The organism is Arthrobacter sp. ISL-85, assembly GCF_018613675.1.
Classification (GTDB): Bacteria; Actinomycetota; Actinomycetes; order Actinomycetales; family Micrococcaceae; genus Arthrobacter.
The window spans coordinates 1-20,382 of sequence record NZ_JAGGPQ010000021.1 but is presented as its reverse complement, the minus strand read 5'-3'; the positions used below and the strand labels follow the sequence as shown (position 1 = coordinate 20,382).

At 65.5% G+C, this 20,382-nt stretch carries 18 protein-coding genes, 1 tRNA gene and 2 pseudogenes; 9 read left to right on the top strand and 12 right to left on the bottom strand.

Going from position 1 to position 20,382, the window contains the following annotated elements:
* Positions 1 to 9: 9 nt before the first annotated feature.
* Complete coding sequence (locus J7I84_RS16560) at positions 10 to 903, bottom strand: SMP-30/gluconolactonase/LRE family protein (protein WP_214945642.1); 894 nt, start codon at positions 901 to 903, stop codon at positions 10 to 12.
* A gap of 40 nt (positions 904 to 943) precedes the next feature.
* The gene (locus J7I84_RS16555; RefSeq protein WP_251046732.1) at positions 944 to 1,207 is read right to left on the bottom strand and encodes a YciI family protein; all 264 of its coding nucleotides are present in this window, start codon (positions 1,205 to 1,207) and stop codon (positions 944 to 946) included.
* A 104-nt stretch (positions 1,208 to 1,311) separates the two neighbouring features.
* On the opposite strand from J7I84_RS16555, the gene J7I84_RS16550 reads away from it, so the two are divergent.
* Positions 1,312 to 1,533, top strand: a complete 222-nt coding sequence (locus J7I84_RS16550) for a hypothetical protein (protein WP_214945640.1) — start codon at positions 1,312 to 1,314, stop codon at positions 1,531 to 1,533.
* A gap of 142 nt (positions 1,534 to 1,675) precedes the next feature.
* The gene (locus J7I84_RS16545) at positions 1,676 to 2,842 is read left to right on the top strand and encodes a cytochrome P450 (RefSeq protein WP_214945639.1); all 1,167 of its coding nucleotides are present in this window, start codon (positions 1,676 to 1,678) and stop codon (positions 2,840 to 2,842) included.
* Between the two features lie 52 nt (positions 2,843 to 2,894).
* Here the strand turns inward: J7I84_RS16545 and J7I84_RS16540 are convergent, their stop codons facing one another.
* Entirely contained in the window at positions 2,895 to 3,647 is a 753-nt protein-coding gene (locus J7I84_RS16540; RefSeq protein ID WP_214945638.1) for a lytic murein transglycosylase, read from the bottom strand.
* A gap of 45 nt (positions 3,648 to 3,692) precedes the next feature.
* Between J7I84_RS16540 and J7I84_RS16535 the strand changes: the two genes are divergently transcribed.
* Entirely contained in the window at positions 3,693 to 4,220 is a 528-nt protein-coding gene (locus J7I84_RS16535) for a nucleoside kinase (protein WP_214945637.1), read from the top strand.
* Positions 4,221 to 4,233: 13 nt separating this feature from the next.
* Here the strand turns inward: J7I84_RS16535 and selB are convergent, their stop codons facing one another.
* From selB to J7I84_RS16520, 3 genes are all read right to left on the bottom strand, one after another.
* Positions 4,234 to 6,030, bottom strand: a complete 1,797-nt coding sequence (gene selB / locus J7I84_RS16530) for a selenocysteine-specific translation elongation factor (protein WP_214945636.1) — start codon at positions 6,028 to 6,030, stop codon at positions 4,234 to 4,236.
* A 3-nt stretch (positions 6,031 to 6,033) separates the two neighbouring features.
* Complete coding sequence (gene selA / locus J7I84_RS16525; RefSeq protein WP_214945635.1) at positions 6,034 to 7,365, bottom strand: L-seryl-tRNA(Sec) selenium transferase; 1,332 nt, start codon at positions 7,363 to 7,365, stop codon at positions 6,034 to 6,036.
* A gap of 35 nt (positions 7,366 to 7,400) precedes the next feature.
* Positions 7,401 to 7,495 (bottom strand) — tRNA-Sec (locus J7I84_RS16520).
* A gap of 44 nt (positions 7,496 to 7,539) precedes the next feature.
* Between J7I84_RS16520 and selD the strand changes: the two genes are divergently transcribed.
* Entirely contained in the window at positions 7,540 to 8,565 is a 1,026-nt protein-coding gene (selD, locus tag J7I84_RS16515; RefSeq protein ID WP_214945634.1) for a selenide, water dikinase SelD, read from the top strand.
* A gap of 14 nt (positions 8,566 to 8,579) precedes the next feature.
* Here selD and nrfD read toward each other — a convergent pair whose 3' ends face one another.
* The 4 genes from nrfD to J7I84_RS16490 all read right to left on the bottom strand — a co-directional run bounded on the left by nrfD (position 8,580) and on the right by J7I84_RS16490 (position 14,592).
* On the bottom strand, positions 8,580 to 9,671 hold the full coding sequence (gene nrfD, locus J7I84_RS16510) for an NrfD/PsrC family molybdoenzyme membrane anchor subunit (protein ID WP_214945633.1): 1,092 nt from the start codon (positions 9,669 to 9,671) through the stop codon (positions 8,580 to 8,582).
* Complete coding sequence (locus J7I84_RS16505; RefSeq protein ID WP_214945632.1) at positions 9,668 to 10,669, bottom strand: 4Fe-4S dicluster domain-containing protein; 1,002 nt, start codon at positions 10,667 to 10,669, stop codon at positions 9,668 to 9,670. The genes nrfD and J7I84_RS16505 overlap by 4 nt, the downstream gene beginning before the upstream one ends.
* Positions 10,670 to 10,767: 98 nt before the next feature.
* The gene (gene fdh / locus J7I84_RS16500) at positions 10,768 to 14,100 is read right to left on the bottom strand and encodes a formate dehydrogenase (RefSeq protein ID WP_251046727.1); all 3,333 of its coding nucleotides are present in this window, start codon (positions 14,098 to 14,100) and stop codon (positions 10,768 to 10,770) included.
* A gap of 219 nt (positions 14,101 to 14,319) precedes the next feature.
* Positions 14,320 to 14,592 carry a hypothetical protein gene (locus tag J7I84_RS16490; protein ID WP_214945629.1) on the bottom strand — a complete coding sequence of 91 codons (273 nt, stop codon included), beginning with the start codon at positions 14,590 to 14,592 and terminating at the stop codon, positions 14,320 to 14,322.
* A 256-nt stretch (positions 14,593 to 14,848) separates the two neighbouring features.
* Between J7I84_RS16490 and J7I84_RS16485 the strand changes: the two genes are divergently transcribed.
* Both J7I84_RS16485 and J7I84_RS16480 read left to right on the top strand, forming a co-directional pair.
* Positions 14,849 to 15,895: a glucose 1-dehydrogenase gene (locus tag J7I84_RS16485; RefSeq protein WP_214945628.1), complete on the top strand. Its 1,047-nt coding sequence runs from the start codon at positions 14,849 to 14,851 to the stop codon at positions 15,893 to 15,895.
* A 14-nt stretch (positions 15,896 to 15,909) separates the two neighbouring features.
* Complete coding sequence (locus J7I84_RS16480) at positions 15,910 to 16,878, top strand: aldose 1-epimerase family protein (protein WP_214945627.1); 969 nt, start codon at positions 15,910 to 15,912, stop codon at positions 16,876 to 16,878.
* A 121-nt stretch (positions 16,879 to 16,999) separates the two neighbouring features.
* On the opposite strand, the gene J7I84_RS16475 is transcribed toward J7I84_RS16480, so the two are convergent.
* Positions 17,000 to 17,500: a MarR family winged helix-turn-helix transcriptional regulator gene (locus J7I84_RS16475; RefSeq protein ID WP_251046726.1), complete on the bottom strand. Its 501-nt coding sequence runs from the start codon at positions 17,498 to 17,500 to the stop codon at positions 17,000 to 17,002.
* A 371-nt stretch (positions 17,501 to 17,871) separates the two neighbouring features.
* Between J7I84_RS16475 and J7I84_RS16470 the strand changes: the two genes are divergently transcribed.
* On the top strand, positions 17,872 to 18,333 hold the full coding sequence (locus J7I84_RS16470) for a rhodanese-like domain-containing protein (protein WP_214945626.1): 462 nt from the start codon (positions 17,872 to 17,874) through the stop codon (positions 18,331 to 18,333).
* Positions 18,334 to 18,343: 10 nt separating this feature from the next.
* Here the strand turns inward: J7I84_RS16470 and J7I84_RS16465 are convergent, their stop codons facing one another.
* Positions 18,344 to 18,742, bottom strand: a complete 399-nt coding sequence (locus tag J7I84_RS16465) for a hypothetical protein (RefSeq protein ID WP_251046725.1) — start codon at positions 18,740 to 18,742, stop codon at positions 18,344 to 18,346.
* 305 nt (positions 18,743 to 19,047) lie between these two features.
* On the opposite strand from J7I84_RS16465, the pseudogene J7I84_RS22070 reads away from it, so the two are divergent.
* Both J7I84_RS22070 and J7I84_RS16455 read left to right on the top strand, forming a co-directional pair.
* Positions 19,048 to 19,122 (top strand): annotated as a pseudogene (locus J7I84_RS22070) (NAD(P)H-dependent oxidoreductase); the annotation flags it as partial.
* Positions 19,123 to 19,388: 266 nt separating this feature from the next.
* Positions 19,389 to 20,382 (top strand): annotated as a pseudogene (locus J7I84_RS16455) (IS256 family transposase); the annotation flags it as partial.

Below are 20,382 nucleotides of genomic sequence, written 5' to 3'. Positions count from 1 at the left end.
TCCTCGCGATCAGTTGTGGTGGGGCGGCAGGTTGCGGGCGGCCGCGTCCGTGGTGGTGGTGCGGATCCGGTACAGGCTGGTGGTAGCGGTGAGATAGAGGTCCTGGCCGTCCGGACCGCCAAAGCACAGGTTCGAAACGGTCTCGGGCACCGTGATGGTGTGCAGGAGTTCGAACGACGGCGAATAGACCCGGATGGAGGGTCCGGCAGAGGTCCAGATCCTGCCCTCGACGTCCACCCTCAGTCCGTCGGCCGGATAGCCGTCTTCCAACTCAAGCATCCCCGTCCGCGGGGTGCAGCGCCCGTCCCGCACGCCGTAGCTGGCGATCCGCAGCGGGACACCGTAGCCGGAACCGGCCGTGTCCGCGACATAGAGGACGGACTCGTCAGGCGAAAAGGCCAGGCCGTTCGGGTGCACCAGGTCAGTGACCACGGGGGTCAGCGCTCCGGAGGCCGGTTCGAAGCGGAACACATTGCAGCCTCCGTATTCCTGCTCCCCCTCATGCCCTTCTTTTGTTCCCGGAAGAATTCCGTACGGCGGGTCCGTGAACCAGATGCTGGAGTCGCGGGCGATCACCACGTCGTTGGGCGAGTTCAGCCGGCGTCCCTCGAAGGAATCAACCAGGCCTGTCACCGCGCCTTCGCGGTCACGCTCCACCCGCCGCCGGCCGTGGCTGCACTGCACCACGCTGCCGTCGGCGTCGAGGGTGCGGCCGTTGGTGAATTCGACGCCCACAGCGTAGTCCCGGGTGGTCCCGGTATCCGGGTTGAACTCGAGAATGCGGTCGTTCGGGATGTCGCTCCAGCGCACGGTCTTGGACGAGGGCACCCACAGAGGACCCTCGGCCCACACCGAGCCGGTGAAAAGGCACTCCAATTCGCCCGTCGTCAGTTCCTCACCCATCAAAGCTCCTTTGCAATCCACGTTTCTGCCGTCACGGTACCTAGGCAAGGTGGACGGCGTTCCAATCGAGGAGCCGCGGGTCAGCAAGCCCCTCCATGACAAAGGGATCACCGGCAACGAAACGCTCGGCTTCCCCGCGTGAGGTGAAAATACCCATCGAGCTGAGGCCGGGCTCGGGAGAGAGGAAAGGGCCCAAGGCGAGCAGCCCGCCCCCGGCTTCCCGGAACTGCTCGTAGTAGGCCTTATGGCGGGGGTAGGCGTCCATGACCGTGGACCTGTCCACGCCCTCACGCAAGCTGTACATCACCACACATTCCATGGGCCCGAACTTACCCTAGCCCTGGCTTTGGGTCCGCGGGACGCGCAGGCTGGAGACGGGCGCTTCATGTGCTGATTTTCTCTGGAGGTGTGCCCACCTTCTTGGTGCTGACCACTTTTGCGCTCCGGCGTCTCCACTTCACCGGGCGGGTGGAGCTGTTGTGGCCCGGCGAGACCTACGATCACCAGCTGGAAGCCCTCGTCTTCGGTCTGGAGTCGGGCCACCCACTGGCCACGGAGGACTCCGACTCCCTCTCCAACATGGCGCTTATCGACACCATCTACCGAGCCGCCGGCGTCCGGGGCGGCTAAGAGGGAAGTAGCAGCAAATGTACGACGGCGGGAGTAATGACCCACGGGCACGCTTTGGTTAAGATCGAGGTTCTACGGTCAGTCAATTGAGGGCTTGGTACTCTTCGTTCCCGTAGGGTGCCGGCTGAGCAGAGAGGCCGCCATGGATGTCACCCAGTCCGCGCAGTACCCGCTCGACCCGTTTCCGCACTATGAACGCATGCGGGCAACGGCCCCTGTCTTCCTGGATGGCCAATCCGGGAGCTGGCACGTCTTCCGGTATGACGACGTCCAGCGGGTGTTGTCCGAGCACGCAACGTTCTCGTCCCGCATGGGCGGTGATAATCCATCCGGTGCCGGCCAATTGTTCGCGTCCAGCCTGATCACCGCGGATCCCCCCAGGCACCGCCAGTTACGCTCCCTGGTCACACAAGCGTTCACTCCAAAAGCCGTTGACGCGCTGGCTCCCCGCATCGCCGGGCTCACCAACGAGCTTCTTGAGGAGATCGCAGCCGGCGGAAGCGCAGATCTGATCAGGGATCTGGCCTACCCGTTGCCGGTGATCGTGATCTCCGAACTGATGGGCATCCCTGCCGAGGACCGCGAGCGCTTCAAGCACTGGTCCGACGTGATTGTCAGCCAAACGCGGACCAGTCCGGCCGGCGGAAACCAGGACGCCACCACTTCAGAGATGGTCGACTACTTCCTGGCCCTGATCGACCAGCGCAGGACCCGTCCCGGTGCGGATCTGATCAGCAGCCTGCTGTCCGCCGAGATCGAAGGCCAAAAACTCTCGGTGCCTGAACTGCTGGGTTTCTGCGCATTGCTGCTGGTCGCCGGCAACGAGACCACCACCAACCTGATCGGCAATGCAGTTCTATGCCTGGCCGAATCGCCCGGCACCCTTGAGCGACTCCTGAAGGATCCCACCTTGGTGCCCCAGGCCCTCGAAGAGGTTCTACGTTATCGCTCCCCTGTCCAGTCGATGTACCGGGTGAGCGTAGCGGAGACCGACGTAGGCGGTAAACGCATCCCGGCCGGTGCACCCATCGTGGCCTGGATCGGCTCGGCCAACCGCGACGAGCAGCAGTTCCAGCGGGCGGCCGAGTTCGACGTTGACCGCAACCCTAACCGGCATCTGGCATTCGGTCACGGCATCCACTTTTGCCTCGGCGCGCCGCTGGCCCGGCTCGAGGCGAAGATCGCGCTGGAGGCCCTGCTGTCCCGCCTGCCCGGGCTGTCCGTGGATCCCGGAGCCCGCCTGGAGCGCATGGAAAGCACCATCGTCTACGGGTTGAAGTCACTTCCCATCACCTGGCAGCCGGCCTGACCGCCACGGGTGGACACAGGGTGGACGTGCGTCTCCGACTGACGGCCCTGACTCACCCGGGGGTACCCGTTTTCGAGGCGTAGGCCGTGGCTTGCGCACGTACCTTACGGATGTAGGCGTCGGATTGGTTGTAAGCGTAGATGGCATCCGTCCACCCCTGCGCCGTGGTGAGATCGCGGCCATGGCCGCACAGATAGGTGGCCGCGCTCAGGGCGGCGTCGTCGATGTTGAAGGGGTCTGCTGTTCCGTCCCCATTGCCGTCCATGCCTGCCATCCGCCACGTGGAAGGGATGAACTGCATGGGTCCGACGGCGTGGTCCCAATTGGCGTCACCGTCCAGGACACCGCCGTCGGTGTCAGCGATGGCGGCGAAGCCGGCGCCGTCAAGGCTTGGGCCCACAATCGGGCCGCTCGCCTGGCCGGTGGAGCTCAACTTGCCGCCACCATAGGTTCCATGGGCCGATTCGACGAAGCCGACGGCGGCCAGCGTGTTCCAGCCGATGCCGCACTTCGGCGTGGACTCATTGGCCATGGCTGCCGAATGAACGTAGGCCCGCAGGGCCTGGACCGGGATTCCCGTGTCAGCGGCAGCCGCACCAAGCCACTGGGCATCCGGTGTCCGTGTCACGTTCACGGCGGTGGCGATGGCAGCAGGCCCCGTTTCAAGCTTGACCCCTGCACGCGGGGGCGGGGATATGGCCGCGCGGGTTTCGGCGCCGGGCTGGCCCATCAGCCAGAACGAGAAGGCTGCGCTGGCGCAGAGCACGAACAGGCTAAAGACCACGAAGCGTTTTACACGGAGCACTGACTAATCAAACCATCCGTTTTTCGTGCATCGGTACCATCAGGCATGGGCAGAAAGAACTACCTCATTGAAGGCGGCTCGGGCACCGGCAAGACCGCAGTCTGCAATGAACTGCGCCGGCGCGGCTACCACGCCATCAATGGTGACCGGGAACTCGCCTATCAAGGCGATCCGGAAACCGGTAAACCAGTGGAGGGCATCACCGGCCTATCCGTGCATGACCATCACATCTGGAGAGTGGCCGATGTGCGGACGCTGGTCGCAGACCAGCGGGAGTCTGTGACGTTCTTCTGCGGCGGGTCGAGAAACTTCGCGAAGTTCATCGGTTTGTTCGATGGCGTCTTCGTTCTCGAGGTGGACCTCGAAACGCTAGGACGACGGCTTGGCCAGCGCCCGCAGGACGAATGGGGAGGGCGGGAAGCGGAACGGAAGCTGATCGAACACCTGCATGAAACACGGGAAGAAATCCCGCCTGGTGGCATCGGGATCGACGCCAATGCTCCGCTCTCGCAGGTTGTGGACGCCATTCTTCGCAGGGTGCGGTCAGCAGACCCAACGCAGCCTTCCCTTTAACCTCGCCGCCCGGTCAGCGCACCACTTTCCGGTGACCGGCGTCCAGGCGCTCCGTCCAGCCACGCGAATCGAGATGTTCCAGCAGCGGAACCGCTATCCTGCGTGTTGTGCCTAGTGCCTGGCGGGCCTGGCTGGTGGTGAAGGGCTGGTCCAGGCGGGCGAGGGTGCGCATGGCAAGCGCCGGGGCCGATGGCAGCAGAACCACTCCGTCGCGCAGCCGCAGCAGGCGGCCCGTGCGTTCTGCGGCGGCAAGCTCGCGGGCGCCCAGGCCCAGTGCAGCCAGCTCATCGGCTTCCGGGGCATGGAACGCATCCGCGGTGAGCCTGCCCTCCAACGCTGAGATTGCCGGCTCGATGGGACCAAGGTTGCCCTGGCTGCCCGGCAGCCGGATGTGTCCGTTGTCCTGTTCCAGGGCAGCCCCGCGGATGACGTGGGAAAGCAGCTTTTCGTCAGGCAGCTTGAGCAGGTTCCTCGCCGCGCCCATGGAAAGGCCCGGGGCCAGCGGATCGCGCTCCTGCAGTGCCTGGACTGCGCTGAGCAGCTGACGCTGCCAGGCCTCAAAAACAGGTGCGTGCACCCACCAGTCATCGATCACCAGTACACCGGAAGGTGATTCCGCGTCGTGCCCGGACAGCAGTCCGAGCCGGCGCAGATGCTCTACCTGCACGGCCCTGCGTGCCGCTACTTCTCCGAGCACGTCTCCCCCGGGGTCCATCCCGGCAAGGCGCTCCGCCCAGTGGGCACCGTCGCCGCGCCGCCGCAAGGCCGGTGGGTCGGCATCGAGGATACGTGCACCGCCCAGCACGGAGCGGCTTCCCGGGTCACGCAGCACCAGCCGGTCCCCCAGAACGAGGGGCAGGTGCCGGTCGAGGACGAGCCGCGCGTGGTCGGCACCGAAGGGACGCAGCCGGGCCGGCACGGACGCCGTACCAACATGCACCATGAGTTGCTCCGGCACCTCCGTATAGGCCACTCCGGTGGTGCGGTGGATACCAACGACTGCGGTGGTTGGCCATGCGTCCGGGGTAACCAAGGCGTCTCCCCGCCGGATCTCCGTGGCGGCAACGTCGCGCAGGTTCAACGCCACCCGGCTGACCGGCCCCACAGAGGCGTAGGAGGTATCGCGGCTTTGCAGGCCACGCACCACGACGGACCGGCTATCGAGGTGGCCGAGCAGTTCCAGCCGCTCACCCTGGGCCAGTGTTCCCGCTGCAAGGGTTCCGGTCACCACTGTCCCGGACCCGGTGATCGTGAACGAGCGGTCCACCCACAACCGGACCCGCCCGCTGGTGACGGGAGCAGGCACCCGGGCCAGGACGTCGTCGAGCGCTGCGCGTAATTCGGCCAGGCCCGTCCCGTCGATGGCCGACACAGCCACTGCAGGCGCATCGTGCAAACCGGTCCCGGCCAGTTCCGTGCGGGTCCGCGAGAGCACCTCTGCAACCCGCTGCCCGGACGCCCGGTCCGCGCGGCTCAGCACCACGACGCCGTGATCAATCCCCAGCGCAGCGACCGCATCCCGGTGATCGCTGGACTGCGCCTGCCACCCTTCGTCGGCGGCCACAACGAAGCAGACCACCGGCGCCGGTCCGATTCCAGCAAGCATGTTGCCCAGGAACCGTTCGTGGCCCGGAACGTCAACGAACGCCACATCCTGTCCGGAAGGCAACCTGGTCCAGGCATAGCCCAGGTCAATGGTCAGCCCGCGGCGCCGTTCTTCCTCCCAACGGTCCGGCTCCATGCCGGTGAGGGCGCGAACCAGGGTGCTTTTGCCGGAATCGACGTGCCCGGCTGTGGCAACGACGTGCACTGCTCAGCCCGCCCTGCCTGCATCCGCGACCTCAAGGCTTGCCAGGGCGCGCCTGACTGCCCCGGCAATCCGGGCGTCGTCCCTTTCCGGCACGCACCGCAGATCGATCAGGCAGGAGCCGTCGTGGACACGCGGCAGCACGGCCGGGTCACCGGTACGCAAGGCACGCGCCAGTCCTTCTGGAAGCTGGAGTGCCCACCCGGGCAGGGGAACACCAGGGGCGCCCCCGCCGCCAACCCTGCCGTCATGCGGTACCACAGGTACGCCGAGTTCCTGGGCGAGCCGGTCGGTACGGCGGCGCAATTGCCCCACGTCGGTGTGCAGCGCCTGCACCACCGGCGGCGGTCCCCCCGCAACGGTCGCCTCGAGGGCGGCGAGGGCAAGTTTGTCGGCCCTGACGGCGCGTGCAAGCGGGTGGCGCGCCAACCGCGTGATGACGTCCTTACGGCCCAGCAGCAACCCTGCTTGGGGTCCGCCCAGCAGTTTGTCACCGCTGGCGATGACGACGTCGGCCCCGCTCGCCAGGGCTGAGGCAACGTCGGGTTCATCCGGCAGGAACGGGTCGGGGGCCAACAGTCCACTTCCCAGGTCAGCGACGAGAGGTACCCCGTTGGCGTTCGTCAGGCGGCTCAGTTCGTCCAGCGGAACAGCGGATGTAAAGCCGTCAACCCGGAAGTTGCTTGGGTGGACCTTGAGGACGCACCCGGTGTCCGGTCCGAGGGCCCCGGCATAGTCATGCAAGTGGGTCCGGTTGGTGGTGCCCACCTCGCGGAGCCTTGCGCCGGTCGATTCCATCAAGTCGGTCAGCCTGAAGCCCGCGCCGATCTCCACCAGCTCCCCGCGGCTCACCACCACCTCACGCCCGGCAGCCAGGGCAGTAGTGGCCAACACCAGCGCCGCGGCTCCGTTGTTGACCACCAGCGCGTCCTCGGCGGCGGGACAGGCGGCAAGTAGTGCAGCCCGTGCACCGGCCCCCCGGCGGGAGCGGCTGCCGTCCGACAAATCCATCTCCACATCAACGTAACCGCTGGCCGCAACGACAGCTTGCACCGCGCCTTCAGAAAGTGGGGCGCGCCCCAGGTTCGTGTGGACGATGACGCCGGTTGCGTTCAGCACCGGGCGAAGGGTTGTTGCCGTACGGGCAGCGATAGCTTCCAGCAGGGCTGGTTCCACCTCGCGGGGAGGGAGCTCGCCGCGCCGGGCCTGCTCCTGGACATCCCGCACCAGTTCGCGGATGACGCGTTCGTTCAGCCGTGAGCCCGCCTCGCGGACCGGCGCCAGTGCCAGCAGGTCGTTGGTGCGGGGAATCAGGCGCCGGGGATCGACGTGGTCCACAGCCCTCCTCTTTTCACGGCAAATGTGCCGGTAGTTGGCGGTGGCGGACGGGAATCGAACCCGCCAGGCCGAGATGCTCAGCCTCACCGGTTTTGAAGACCGGGGGGCCCACCAGGACCCGGACGCCACCGCGCCCCAATATAGCAGGGTTGCCTTGGAAGGTACGCTGGGCAGGTGAATGAGGCCCAGACGTCAGTCCAGCAACTCGATAATGATGCCGCCGGCGCGTTCCGGCTCACCGACTATGCCCACGGCGGGGGCTGTGCCTGCAAGATTCCACCCGGCGAGCTCGAAGATGCGGTCCGCGGCCTTATCGGGCAACCCGGCGCGGAGGTACTTGTTGGCCTTGACAGTGGCGACGACGCGGCGGCCGTCCTGGTGCGCGAGGACCTGGCGGTCCTTACCACCGCCGACTTCTTCACGCCCGTCGTCAACGATGCCTTCGACTGGGGCCGCATTGCCGCCGCCAACGCCCTTTCGGACATCTACGCCATGGGCGGGCGGCCGGTCACCGCGATCAACCTGGTCGGCTGGCCCCGCGGCGTGCTGCCCATGGAATTGATGACCGAAGTCCTCCGCGGTGGGCTGAGCGTGGCGGCACAGGCAGGATGCCCGGTGCTGGGCGGGCATTCCATTGACGATCCGGAGCCGAAGTACGGCATGGCAGTCACCGGCGTCGCCCACCCTGACCGTCTGCTGCGCAACGACGCCGCCCAGCCGGGGCTGCCCATCACGCTCACCAAGCCGATCGGCGTCGGACTTCTCAACAACCGGCACAAGCAGACCGGTGAGGTGTTCGCCGAGGCTGTGGAGACGATGGCCGCCCTCAACCGGGACGCGGCCGATGCCGCCGTGGCTGCCGGCGTTCGGGCGGCAACGGACGTGACCGGGTTTGGCCTTCTTGGGCATCTTTACAAGATGGTCCGTGCCTCGGGAGTGGGCGCTGTGATCGACCTGAAGGCGGTACCGCTGATCGATGGAGCCCGCGAGGCACTCCGGGACGGCTTCGTCTCCGGCGGAACCCGGCGCAACCTCGATTGGGTGCGGCCGCACGTCAGCACGGCTCCCGGCGTCACCGGGGACGACCTTCTGCTTCTCGCTGATGCCCAGACCTCGGGCGGCCTGCTGGTGGTCGGCGAGTTGCCGGGGCACCCCGTTATCGGCCATACCACCGCAGGTCAGGGAGTCGAGATCCGCTGACCGCGGACGCTTGATCAGCTGCCGGTGGTGATCGCGTCGCCGGTGACGCCGGCGGCACGGCGGGCCGCGAGCCGGTTTTTTTGCGGTTCGATGGTGTAGCGCGGGTCCCTGGCAGAGGCCAGGCCTGCCTCAAACACACCAAAACGAGTCAGGGCCGAGGCGGCAAGCAACGCCAGTCCGGACGCCGCGGCCACCACGCGGTTACGTCCGCCCAGCAGCGTGCCGAGGCCGCCGGCCACGGCCAACCGCTCGCTCCACTTGAGCATGGCCCCGGCCTTGCCCTGGTGCAGGGGCTCCGCGGCAACCGGGTCCATCCGGCGCTCCATGATCTTCATGGCAGCTACGTCGCCCACGACGCCGAGCACGGCGAGTTTCCGCGCAGGGCCCGTCTCGCGCACAGGCGTGGTGACCATGGCGAGCCCGGCAGACGCAAGGCACGCCGAACTCACAAACACGAATGGCAGTTCCTCGTGGGCAGCGTTCCATGTCGGCGTCGCGGTGTCTCCCAGCAGGACGGCCGTGTACGCCGCCAGCGGTCCCGCGAATACCGCAGCTTCGATGCCTGCCGCCCCCTCCACAGCATTCAGCACCTTCCGCAACGGACCCAACGGAAGCCGGTCTCCGCTCAGCCGATCGATTTCCGCCACCGCGGAAACGCCCGCGCCGGCGCTGAAGGCACTGAGGATCCAGGAGCCGACGCTCATCGGCGAGGTCACCTTGAAGGTCCGCAGCATGTGCAGGAAACGTTCCGGCCTGCCCAGGTCCTTCACCAAGGCAACAGCACCGCCACTCACTGCCGCCAGGGCGCCCAAACGTGCGTTCCTCCGCAGGATCGGCCGTCCGGTCAGCTGTCCTCCGAGGCCAAGGAGTGCCGATCCGGCTGCCACGCCCCCCAGGAAAAGGTAGATCGCCACGTCATCGCCCCAGGGAGCCGGCTTGACCACCGGACGGCCGTAGTACGAGCTGAATTCCGGCTCCGGAACCATTGGCATTTCCCGCGAGCCGTCACCATTGTCCCGACGGCGGCCTGGGCCGCGCTTGCCGCCGTCCCGGCGGCGCCGGGCAGGCTCCGATGGCCGGAAACTGTCGAACTCTGAGAGCGTCACGCGCGTCCCCCCACGAAAGCCAGCGCGGCCGCCGCGGCCATCCCCGCCACGGCCATGCCGGCGCGCCGGTACATCTTCGGCAGGTCAGCAGTGGGTACCCGTGGGTCCGGCGGAAGACCATAGACTTCCGGTTCGTCCAGCAGCAGGAAGACCGACCCGGTTCCACCGACGCCGTCGTTTTCGTTTGCGCCGTAAAGCCGTGCTTCGGTCATGCCCTGCGCATGCAGGTCCGCAACCCGTTCACGGGCCGTCTCCACCATGTCGTCGTGGTCCCCGAACTTGATGGACGTCGTCGGGCATGCCTTGGCACACGCGGGCGTCTCATCCGCAACCAGCCGGTCGTAGCACAGCGTGCACTTCTGGGCGATGCCTGCGTTGGGGACGGCGGGATGCCCGGCATGCTGGTCTTCCCTGCTGGTGGCGACCTTGACCGTGCCATTGCTGCGGCGCTCGATCACTCCGAAGGGGCACCCGGCCACGCAGGTTCCACAGCCGTTGCAGACGTCGTCCTGTACCACCACGGTGCCGAACTCGGTACGGAACAGCGCCCCGGTGGGGCACACGTCGAGGCACCCGGCGTGCGTGCAATGCTTGCAGACGTCAGAGGACATCAGCCACCGGAAGTCTGCCGTGTCGGGCGGGGTGGTGTCCGCCTCCGCCAGGTCCGTCGCAGCAGGGGCGGGAGGACCGATGCGGGGCATGCCCAGGCTGACCAGGGCACGCCCTGATTCCCGCGCCTCGGCAATGCGGTCCTGGCCCTGCTCGATAAAGGCGACATGACGCCAGGTGCTGGCTCCCAGGGCTCCCGTGTTGTCGTAGGAGGATCCGAGCAGTTCCAGGTTGCCGTCCTGCGGGTTGTGGTTCCACTCCTTGCAGGCAACTTCGCAGGCCTTGCAGCCAATGCAGATCGAGGTGTCAGTAAAGAACCCCTTGCGCGGATGGTTGTGTTCCCAGTGGGCATCGGCGGTGGGGTCGGTCGGTCCGGACAGCTGGCCCATTCAGTTCTCCAACGTCGTGCCGGTACCCGGAACGCTGCCTGTCGGCAGCGTTCCGGACCGGTCAATGTATTCGTCTGCCGGGCAGGCGATGACATTCATCATCGCGTACCGCCATCGGCCTGGTCGTTGTCACCCGTGGGTGCCAAGCCTTCCGCCGCCGGGTCAGTGACGGCGCGGTTCCCGGTCTCGATAGTCACTCCGGCCCTCTCCTGGTACTCGACAACCAAGGCAAGCAGCTCCTTACCGCGCGGCCGACGGCCCGGACGGATGTCGCAGGAGGCCACTTTGGATTCCTGGATCTGGACGTTGGGATCAAGCGTCACCCCCAGCAGATCGTTGGCCGCGTCCCCACTGACGACGGCATTGCTGCCGACGCCCCAGTGGTAGGGCAGCCCGATCTGATGCACTGTGTGCCCGCCAACTGCCAGCGGCCTCATCCGGTCAGTCACAAGCACCCTCGCCTCTATGGCGGAGCGGGGCGAAATGATGGTGGCCCATCCGTACGGCTCAAGTCCCCGCTCAGCAGCCAGTTCAGGCGAGACCTCGCAGAACATCTCCGGCTGCAGCTCCGACAGGTACGGGAGCCAGCGGCTCATCCCGCCCGCCGTGTGGTGTTCGGTGAGCCGGTAGGTGGTGAAGACGAACGGGTAAACGTCCGCGCCACTCGTACCGGCGCTTGGCGCACTGAGGTTGTCCGCGCGGGGGAATACCAGCCGCGCCGGACTCTGCTGTTGCGGGTACAGCGCGTTGGCCACCGGTGATTCCTGAGCCTCGTAGTGGGTGGGAAGGGGTCCGTCCATCAGGCCCTTGGGAGCGAACAACCAACCCTTGCCGTCAGCCTGCATGATGAAGGGATCATCTCCGCTGAGCGCGGCCGCTCCTCCGACAGAGGGGTCCGGGCGGCTACCGGGGGCCCGGTCAACCGGGAAGTCGGGAACGTCATCCCCTACCCATTTGCCCTGCTCCTGGTCCCACCAGATGTACTTCTTCCGCTCGCTCCACGGTTTACCAGCGGGGTCAGCCGAGGCCCGGTTGTAGAGGATCCTGCGGTTCGCGGGCCACGCCCAGCCCCAGTCCGGAGCCGCCGGACCCTGTTCCTGGCCCGGCTTGCGGTTCGCTGCGTGGTTGAAGCCGTCAGCGTAGACCCCGGTGTAGATCCAGCAGCCGGCCGCCGTGGAACCGTCGGCCCGGAGCTCCGTGTAAGCGGAGAGTGGTTTGCCGGCATCCGGACCCGTCACGTGACGGCCGTTGATCTCGGCAAGCACCGATTCGGCATCCGGATCGCCGTGCTCGTCCGTGGGATAGTCCCACGTCAGGTCAAGCAGCGGACGGTCGCGCTCGTCCGTGGAACCGGCCAGCTTCTCCCGGATCCGCTTGCCCAGTTCAAAGAAGAACTGCAGTTCGCTTTGGCAGTCCCCAGGGGGCGCCACCGCCTGGTGCCGCCACTGCAGCAGCCGCTGGGTCTGGGTAAACGAGCCGGCTTTCTCCACATGGGTTGCAGCCGGCAGGAAGAATACCTCGGTCTCGATATCCTCGGTGCGCAGTTCCCCCGATTCAATCTCGGGGCCGTCCTTCCACCAGGTCGCCGACTCAATGAGGTTCAAGTCACGTACCACAAGCCACTTCAAGTGGGACATGCCCAGGCGCTGCATCCGGCCGTGGGCCGAACCCACTGCCGGGTTTTGCCCCAGCAGGAAGTAGCCTTCCACCTGGTCCTCGAGCATGCCCATCACGGTCTCGTAAGTACCGTGCGCTCCGGTCAGCCTCGGAAGGTAGTCGTAGGCCCACTGGTTGTCTTCGGTTGCTGCTTCACCCCACCATGCCTTGAGCAGGCTGATCGTGTAGGCGTCAGCGTCAGCCCAGTAACCCTTTTGCTGCTTTGATCCGATAGCAGCCAGATATTCCTCCAGGCTGTCATGGCGGCCAGCGCTGGGCATCGGCAGATACCCGGGCAGCAGGTTGAACAGGGTCGGGATGTCGGTGGAACCCTGGATGCTGGCATGGCCGCGCAGTGCCATAATCCCGGAGCCCGGACGTCCCACGTTTCCCAGCAGGAGCTGCAGAATGGCTGCGGCGCGAATGAACTGCGTCCCCAAGGAATGCTGGGTCCACCCGACGGCGTAGGCGAAACAGGTGGTCCGCTCACGTCCCGAATTTTCCGTGATGGTACGGGCCAGATACTCGAAGTCCGCGACGCTGATCCCACACATGTCCTGCACCATCTCCGCCGTGTAACGGGCATAGTGCCGCTTCAGGATCTGGAAGACGGTCCGGGGGTCCTCGAGGGTGTCGTCACGCTGTACTTCGGCGTGTTCCAACGCCGGACCGCCGCTGCCAAACGAGTGGCCGGCGGCGCGGGCAGTGGCATCGGCGCCGTGTTCCGAACCGGGCCCCGGCTCGTCGATGGTGCCGCCCTCGTGTTCCGCGTATGCCCACGACGAAGTGTCGTACGCGCCCTTCTCGGGGTCGAAGCCGGAGAACAGGCCGCCCAGGTCCTCGGCGTCGCGGTAATCCTCATGCACCAGGGTGGCCGCATTGGTGTACGCACTGACGTACTCCTTGAACCAGAGGTCATTGGTAATGACGTAATTGATAAGCGCGCCAAGGAGCACAACGTCAGAGCCGGCCCGGATGGGGATGTGCTTATCCGAAACTGCCGACGTCCGGGTGAACCGGGGGTCGATGTGGATGACCTTCGCTCCGCGGGCTTTAGCCTCCGCCACCCACTGGTACCCCACGGGATGGCACTCGGCCATGTTGGAACCCTGGATGACGATGCAGTCCGCGTTGGCCATGTCCTGCAGTGACTGCGTAGCGCCACCGCGTCCAAACGAGGCTCCCAAACTGGGAACCGTTGCGGAGTGTCATATGCGGGCCTGGTTTTCGGTCTGCACCGCCCCTGCGGCGGTGAAGAGCTTCTTGATCAGGTAGTTTTCTTCGTTGTCCAAGGTCGCTCCGCCCAGCGAGGCGATGCCCATGGTGCGGCGCAGCAGCCGGCCTTGGTCGTCTTCCTGCTGCCATGTCCTGCGGCGCGTCTCGATGAACCGGTCAGCCACCATCTCGACGGCGGTAGCCAGGTCCAGGTGTTGCCAATCGGTGGAACGCGGCGCACGGTAGAGGACTTTGGTCTGCCGGCCCGGCGAGTTGACCAGTTGCTCGCTGGCTGAACCCTTGGGGCAGAGCCGGCCGCGGGAAATGGGTGAATCCGGATCGCCCTCGATCTGGATTACCTTCTCATCCTTCACGTAGACCCGCTGTCCACACCCGACGGCGCAGTAGGGGCACACGCTCTGCACAACCCGGTCGGCAGTGGCTGTCCTAGGTGCTATTGCCTTTGTCTTGGCCGACGTTACCGACGGCCCACGCCCCAATAGGTCGCCCGTGCTCAGCTGACGGACGACCGGCCATTGAAGAAAACTCCGCGGTGCCATTTCTGGAGCATATCCCACACGACTGCGGGCGCAACAGGACCAAGGGTGGGCGTGTCATCCAGCAGTGACCGGCCCGGGCTTCAGTCCTGGAGGCAAACAACGACGCCGGCCGCCGCCTGGGCCGCTTAGCAGAAGGACGCTTCTTGACCGGTCACGCAAGTAGCGCTTGTTGCCCCTTGATCCCGGACTGCGGATTGCCTCGAAGACCGGGAGCGCTGTTTACCGCTCGATGGTAACGCTGAGATCCAGGTGGATGTTCTCGCTGGCGAGACGGTCCTGGAGGTACTGGGCGAGGCTCGCATCGTTGGCGGTGTGGGCGCCCTTGGGAACGGCGCCACGGAAGACGGCTTGGGTGTTCGTTGACCTGAGTACGTCCAGGGGCGTTGACCGGAGATGTCCGTCTGTCAGGCGTTCTATGTCGGTGCGGAAGGTGCGGTGGTGGTCCTGCCGGGCCGAGGCGTGCAGGGTGAATGGGATGAAAGCTACGGGCAAGGGGGTCCTTTCGAGTGAGGCATCCAGCGGTCGGCGCCTCAGCAGTAACAAGGCAAACGCAGGCCCTGGTATTCCCCTCGAGCCCAAAGGAGGCGGACATCACGGCAGCCGCCTGCCTGGTCCAGGCCCGGCCGGGTAGGTGGCACCCCCGCTTCTGGCGACGGGGCGGTGGACCCGCTTGAAGCACACTGATCATTGCGTAAGCGCAAGTAATGGGTGACACTGGCTGTACGGACCTTCCGCGCGAGGAGAGACGATGCGTGCACTGACAGTTACACCTGGAAAGAAAGACTCACTCCACCTCCGCGATGTTCCGGAGCCGTCTCCCAGCGAGGGCCAGGTGCTGGTGGAGGCTCTGGCCGTTGGGCTCTGCGGGACCGACAGTGAAATCATCGCGGCAGAATACGGGGAAGCGCCGCCGGGCCAGGATTACCTGGTGCTGGGGCACGAGAACCTGGGCCGGGTGTTGGACGCGGCGCCAGCTTCCGGCTTGGCCAAGGGCGACCTGGTGGTGGGAATTGTCCGCAGGCCGGATCCTGAGCCGTGTAAGGCCTGCCGCGCCGGTGAGTGGGACATGTGCCTTAACGGGAACTACACCGAGCACGGGATCAAGGGCCTCGACGGCTTCGCGCGCGAACGCTGGCGGGCAGACGGTGAGGCGATGGTGAAAGTGGACCCCGGCCTGGAGGATGTGGGTGTCCTGCTGGAGCCCACCACGATCGTGGCCAAGGCCTGGGAGCAGATCAACCGGATCGGGCAGCGGGCATTTTTCGACCCCCACACCGCCGTCGTGACCGGCGCGGGCCCCGTTGGCCTGCTTGCGGCGCTGCTGGGAGTCCAGCAAGGCCTGGACGTGCACGTCTTCGACATCGTCACGGACGGGCCCAAGCCGCAGCTTGTCCATGATTTGGGTGCCACGTACCACAGCGAACCCCTGCCGGAGTCAGGCATCAAGCCCAATATCCTGGTCGAATGCACCGGTGTCACCCCCGTGGTCCTGGACGCCCTTAAATGCCGGGCCCAGGACGCCATTACCTGCCTGACCGGGGTTTCCGGAACCGGAAAACAGACAAAGGTGGACGTAGGCGCACTCAACCGCGAGGAGGTGCTCATGAACGGGGTGGTATTCGGCAGCGTCAACGCCAACCGCCGCCACTACGACGCCGGCGCACAGGCACTGGCCAAGGCAGACCGTGACTGGCTGCGCCGCCTCATCAGCCGCAGGCTTCCCCTGGAAGGGTTCTCCAAGGCCTTCGAACACCAAGCCGGCGACGTCAAAGTCGTCCTCGACTTACAGAACTGAGGGAGACCCCCGCCATGACTGCGGCGCCAGCCCCTGATGACTCACGGACGCGGCGGTTGCTCCCGTCGGGACGACAGTACGAAATATCCTTTGGCCGCCAAAAGGTCCTGCTGACCGAAGTGGGCGGCGCCCTGTGGGACTATCTGCAGGACGGGCGGAACCTGCTGGATGGATACGGGCCGGACGACATGTGCACGGGCGCCCGGGGGCAGTCCCTGATCCCCTGGCCCAACCGCGTGAAAGCCGGAACTTACGAGTGGGAAGGCGAGCGTCTCCAACTCGACCTGAGCGAACCGGACAAGGGCGGGGCCATCCACGGACTGACCCGGTGGCCCAACTGGACGGTCGGGGTGGCGAATCACGCAGAGCATGAAATCTCGTTCAGGTACACACTGCACGCCTGCCAGGGCTGGCCCTGGATCCTCGACTGCCGCCTTGACTACCAGCTGGGCCCGGGCGGACTGACCGTGCGGACCAACGTGGTGAACCAAAGCGTGTCGCCGTGCCCCTACGGAACCGGCGCACACCCCTACCTCAGCACCGGATCAGGCCAACCCGGCGCAATTGACGCCGGCCTGGTGCAGGTGCCCGGGCACACCTTCCTACCGGTGGATAAACGCGGAATCCCCACCGGACACGAACGCGTGGATGGTACGAAATACGACTTGCGGGAACTCCAGCCGCTGGGCGGGCGGCACATCGATGTTGCCTACACGGACCTGGTCCGTGGCTCGGACGGACGCGCCGGAGTAAAGCTGCTGCGGCCGGACCACTCTGGAGGAGTTGAGCTGTGGGTGGATCAGTCCTATAAGTACCTGGAAATATTCACCGGGGACACACTCCCCCAGCTGGACCGGCGGCGTACTGGACTCGGAGTTGAACCGATGACCTGCGCACCTGACGCGTTCAACTCCGGCGAGGGCCTGATAACCCTTAAACCCGGCCAATCCCACACCGGCGAGTGGGGCATCAGCCCATTCTGAGTGAGCACTCCCGTTCAGCCGGGCTGAAAGCACAACTCAAAGCGATCCGTTAACTATTGCGTATACGCAAGTATAGGAGGTTCAATGAAAATAAGGCTTTCGGCAGCAGAACCCGGTCACTTCACGTGCCGGCCCCAAGGGTGAACCGACCGTCGGAGGTGCCCTGGCCACCGGCGGCAGCCGCGAAGGCCTCCAGTGCCGCCGCCAGGGCCGGACGCCGGCCGGCCGGCATCCTCGAAATGACCTCCGCAATCGCCTGCCGCCGGTGGTCCAGCACAGAATCCACCAGCGATTTTCCTTTTCCGGTCAGTTCGAGCCGTACGTACCGCCGGTCCGCGGGGTCCTCCCGCCGCTCCAGCAATTCAGCTGCCACCAAACGGTCGCAAATACGTGTGGCGTTCGAGGCGTGCACACCCAGCTCAGCAGCCACTCTGCCAAGATTCTGGGGTCCGCGGGTGTGGATGAGCACCAAGACCCGCAACTGCGGAGTATTCACTACGTCCTCAACCTCGGCAACAGAGCGGGCCACGACGCGCAACAGGGTATCGGCAGCGCGCATCACGGCTTCAACCTCACGGCTCAAAGGTTCGGGGATTGATGCAGATCCGCCAGCAGTATCCATGGGCACCAGCTTCCTCCGATAGTTGCTTTCCCGCAGAGTTTCCAGGTTCTACAGGACCGGCATGGGAAGCCGGATCCAGTACAGGAATCGGCAGTATACAACAGGCCGTCTTTATATTTTCACGCAACTATTGCGGATCTACAAGAAGTCATGGCCGCAGGAAGCCGGGCCAGGAGCTGCCCATTCCGGGGGTGCCGGAGTATGGTCGCCGGCGTGGACGGCAGGGCGCGGGGCACAGCGCGTCCGCCGGCGTGGCGGAAGCATGTTGACCTGAGGCACTCCATACCCTTGAAATTGACGACGAAGAGGTGCCCGTCGTTTCCCTTCATGGTGGAACGAGCAACTAATCAGCAGGCAGAGCGAGGAAAACGGTGAACCAGTCTCATATCTCCGACGAAGGAACCGCTTCCTGCCAATGCAGTCCCGGTCCCGCCGATTCTCCCGCGGCTCTAACCATCAACGAATTACTGCTTGAGAGCCGCGTCGGCCTGGTGCGCGTCCACCCTGCGGATCTCGAGAGGGAGATGGCCGCCGGCGCCCTTGTTGTTGATACGCGGCCGGCTGACCAGCGTGACCGGGACGGTGACTTACCGGGAGCGGTGGTGATTGACCGCAACGTTCTTGAGTGGCGACTGGATCCTTCCAGCCCCCACCGACTCCCGATCGCTAACGACCCCGCACGCCGTATCGTGGTGGTCTGCAATGAGGGCTACAGCTCCAGCCTGGCAGCGCACACCCTCCAACGGCTGGGGCTGGCCCGGGCTACCGACCTGATCGGTGGCTTTCAAGCCTGGGCAGCCCTGCGCAAGCAGTCCGGCTTGGATCAACCCTGATTCCCGGGATTCATCTGGTCCTGGGCTGGTGAGTGGAGACTGTGGGGTAACCGCCGCGCTTGAATCGGTTCTCCCTGAAATTCCTTCGGTGGAGGGCTACGGCAAGGACGATCAGGGGTACGTGGATGGCCGGCAGGTTATGGGCGAACCAGCGCGGAAGGTAGATGTCCGTCACGGAACCATGTGTGTCACCCAGGCGTTGCGCGAGCGGGGTCAAAGGGCATCGGAAGCCGTTGCCCACGAAGACCAGGGTCTCCCCGCCCACAACTGCGGCAGCCAGGGCCGCCCGCCTGTCGGTCTTTCGGCGGAAGCCCGCATAGAGCAGGTAGACCATACAGGCCTCAATGCTGAACCAGGCCCCAGTATGGAAGGCCTTCACCGCCCGAAGGGCGACACGCCTTTTTCCCATGACGCCAAGACAACCACGGCAGGGCGCGGCCCCGTCAGAGGCTTTAGGCATGAGGGTGACTGCGGGAAACAATTCATGCCGTCCGGCCGCCGACACCTGCGGGATCCGGCTGAGCTGCCTTAACAGCGCGTGTTTGTCTGTTATGCGCCTGAAAACGTCCGAAGAAACCTTGCAGGCGACGACCTGTTCCGCCAAGCTTTCCGCCCAGCAGCAGCCCGGTCCCGGACCCCTCGCCCGATTACAAACAAGGACATAGTTCATGACCAACCCCCGCCGAGAACATCGTTCTGCAGTAACCCACCCACTGGTACTCTCCTCCTGCCTTCACCAAGGCCTGGCTCGACGAGGTACTGGTTCATGGGTGGGCGTACGGCACTTGAGCTCCCGGCGCACTGCGAGGTAAAACGTTGCGCGTCACCACCAGCACGGGCGGCGCTGTGGAAGCTTACTCTCCACGGATGGAGCTACACCGGATGATCAGCTGGACGACCTGGCCTCGACTACAGGGGCCTGCCAGAGTCATGCGCGGTACCCGAGCACCCGTAATGACCACTGTCGGGACTGTCGGAATAGCGGTGTGTGAGGGTCCGGCCTGATCCGAAAGGAGACGGCCGTGTCAGAGTCCACGACCGAGATGACAGGGGTGATGATCGATCCTGTGACGGGAGAGATCATCGATCAGAAGGAGCTCGCGGAGCGGTTGCTCGCGCAGGCCAAGGAGCAGGGCGTGAGCTTGGTAGGCCCGGGCGGGCTGCTGAACCAGCTCACGCGGAACGTGCTGGAGACCGCGCTGGAAGCGGAACTGACCGAGCACCTCGGGCACGAGCATGGCCAGACGCCGATCGCAACCAACATGCGCAACGGCACCAGGTCAAAAACCGTGCTGACTGAGATCGGCCCGGTCGAGATCGAGGTGCCCCGGGATCGGGACGGATCATTCGAGCCGGTGATCGTGCCCAAGCGAAAACGGCGACTGGACGGGATCGACCAGATCGTCCTCTCGCTCTCCGCCCGGGGGCTGACCACCGGGGAAATCGCCGCGCACTTCGAGGAGGTCTACGGGGCCAAGGTCTCCAAAGACACCATCAGCCGCATCACAGAAAAGGTTGTTGGCGAACTGGCCGAATGGTCGGCCCGGCCGTTGGATCCGGTCTAGCCGGTGCTCTTCGTGGACGCGATCGTCGTCAAGGTCCGTGACGGGCAGGTGCGCAACACCCCGTTCTATGTCGTCATGGGCGTCACCGTGAACGGGGAGCGGGAGATTCTGGGGATCTGGGCCGGCGACGGCGGCGAGGGTGCACGGTTCTGGCTCCAGGTGTTCGCCGAGCTGAAGAACCGGGGCGTGGAAGATGTGTTGATCGCCGTCTGCGACGGGCTCAAGGGCCTGCCCGAGGCGATCACCACCACGTGGGAGCGAACGGTCGTGCAGCAATGCATCGTGCACCTGATCCGCAACAGCTTCCGCTACGCCGGACGCCAGCACCGCGACGGCATCGTCAAGGCGCTCAAGCCCGTCTACACGGCCCCGTCCGAGCAAGCGGCAAAGGACCGGTTCGCCGAGTTCACCGCCGAATGGGGCCAGCGATATCCGGCCATCGTACGGCTCTGGGAAGCCTCCTGGGCCGAGTTCGTGCCCTTTC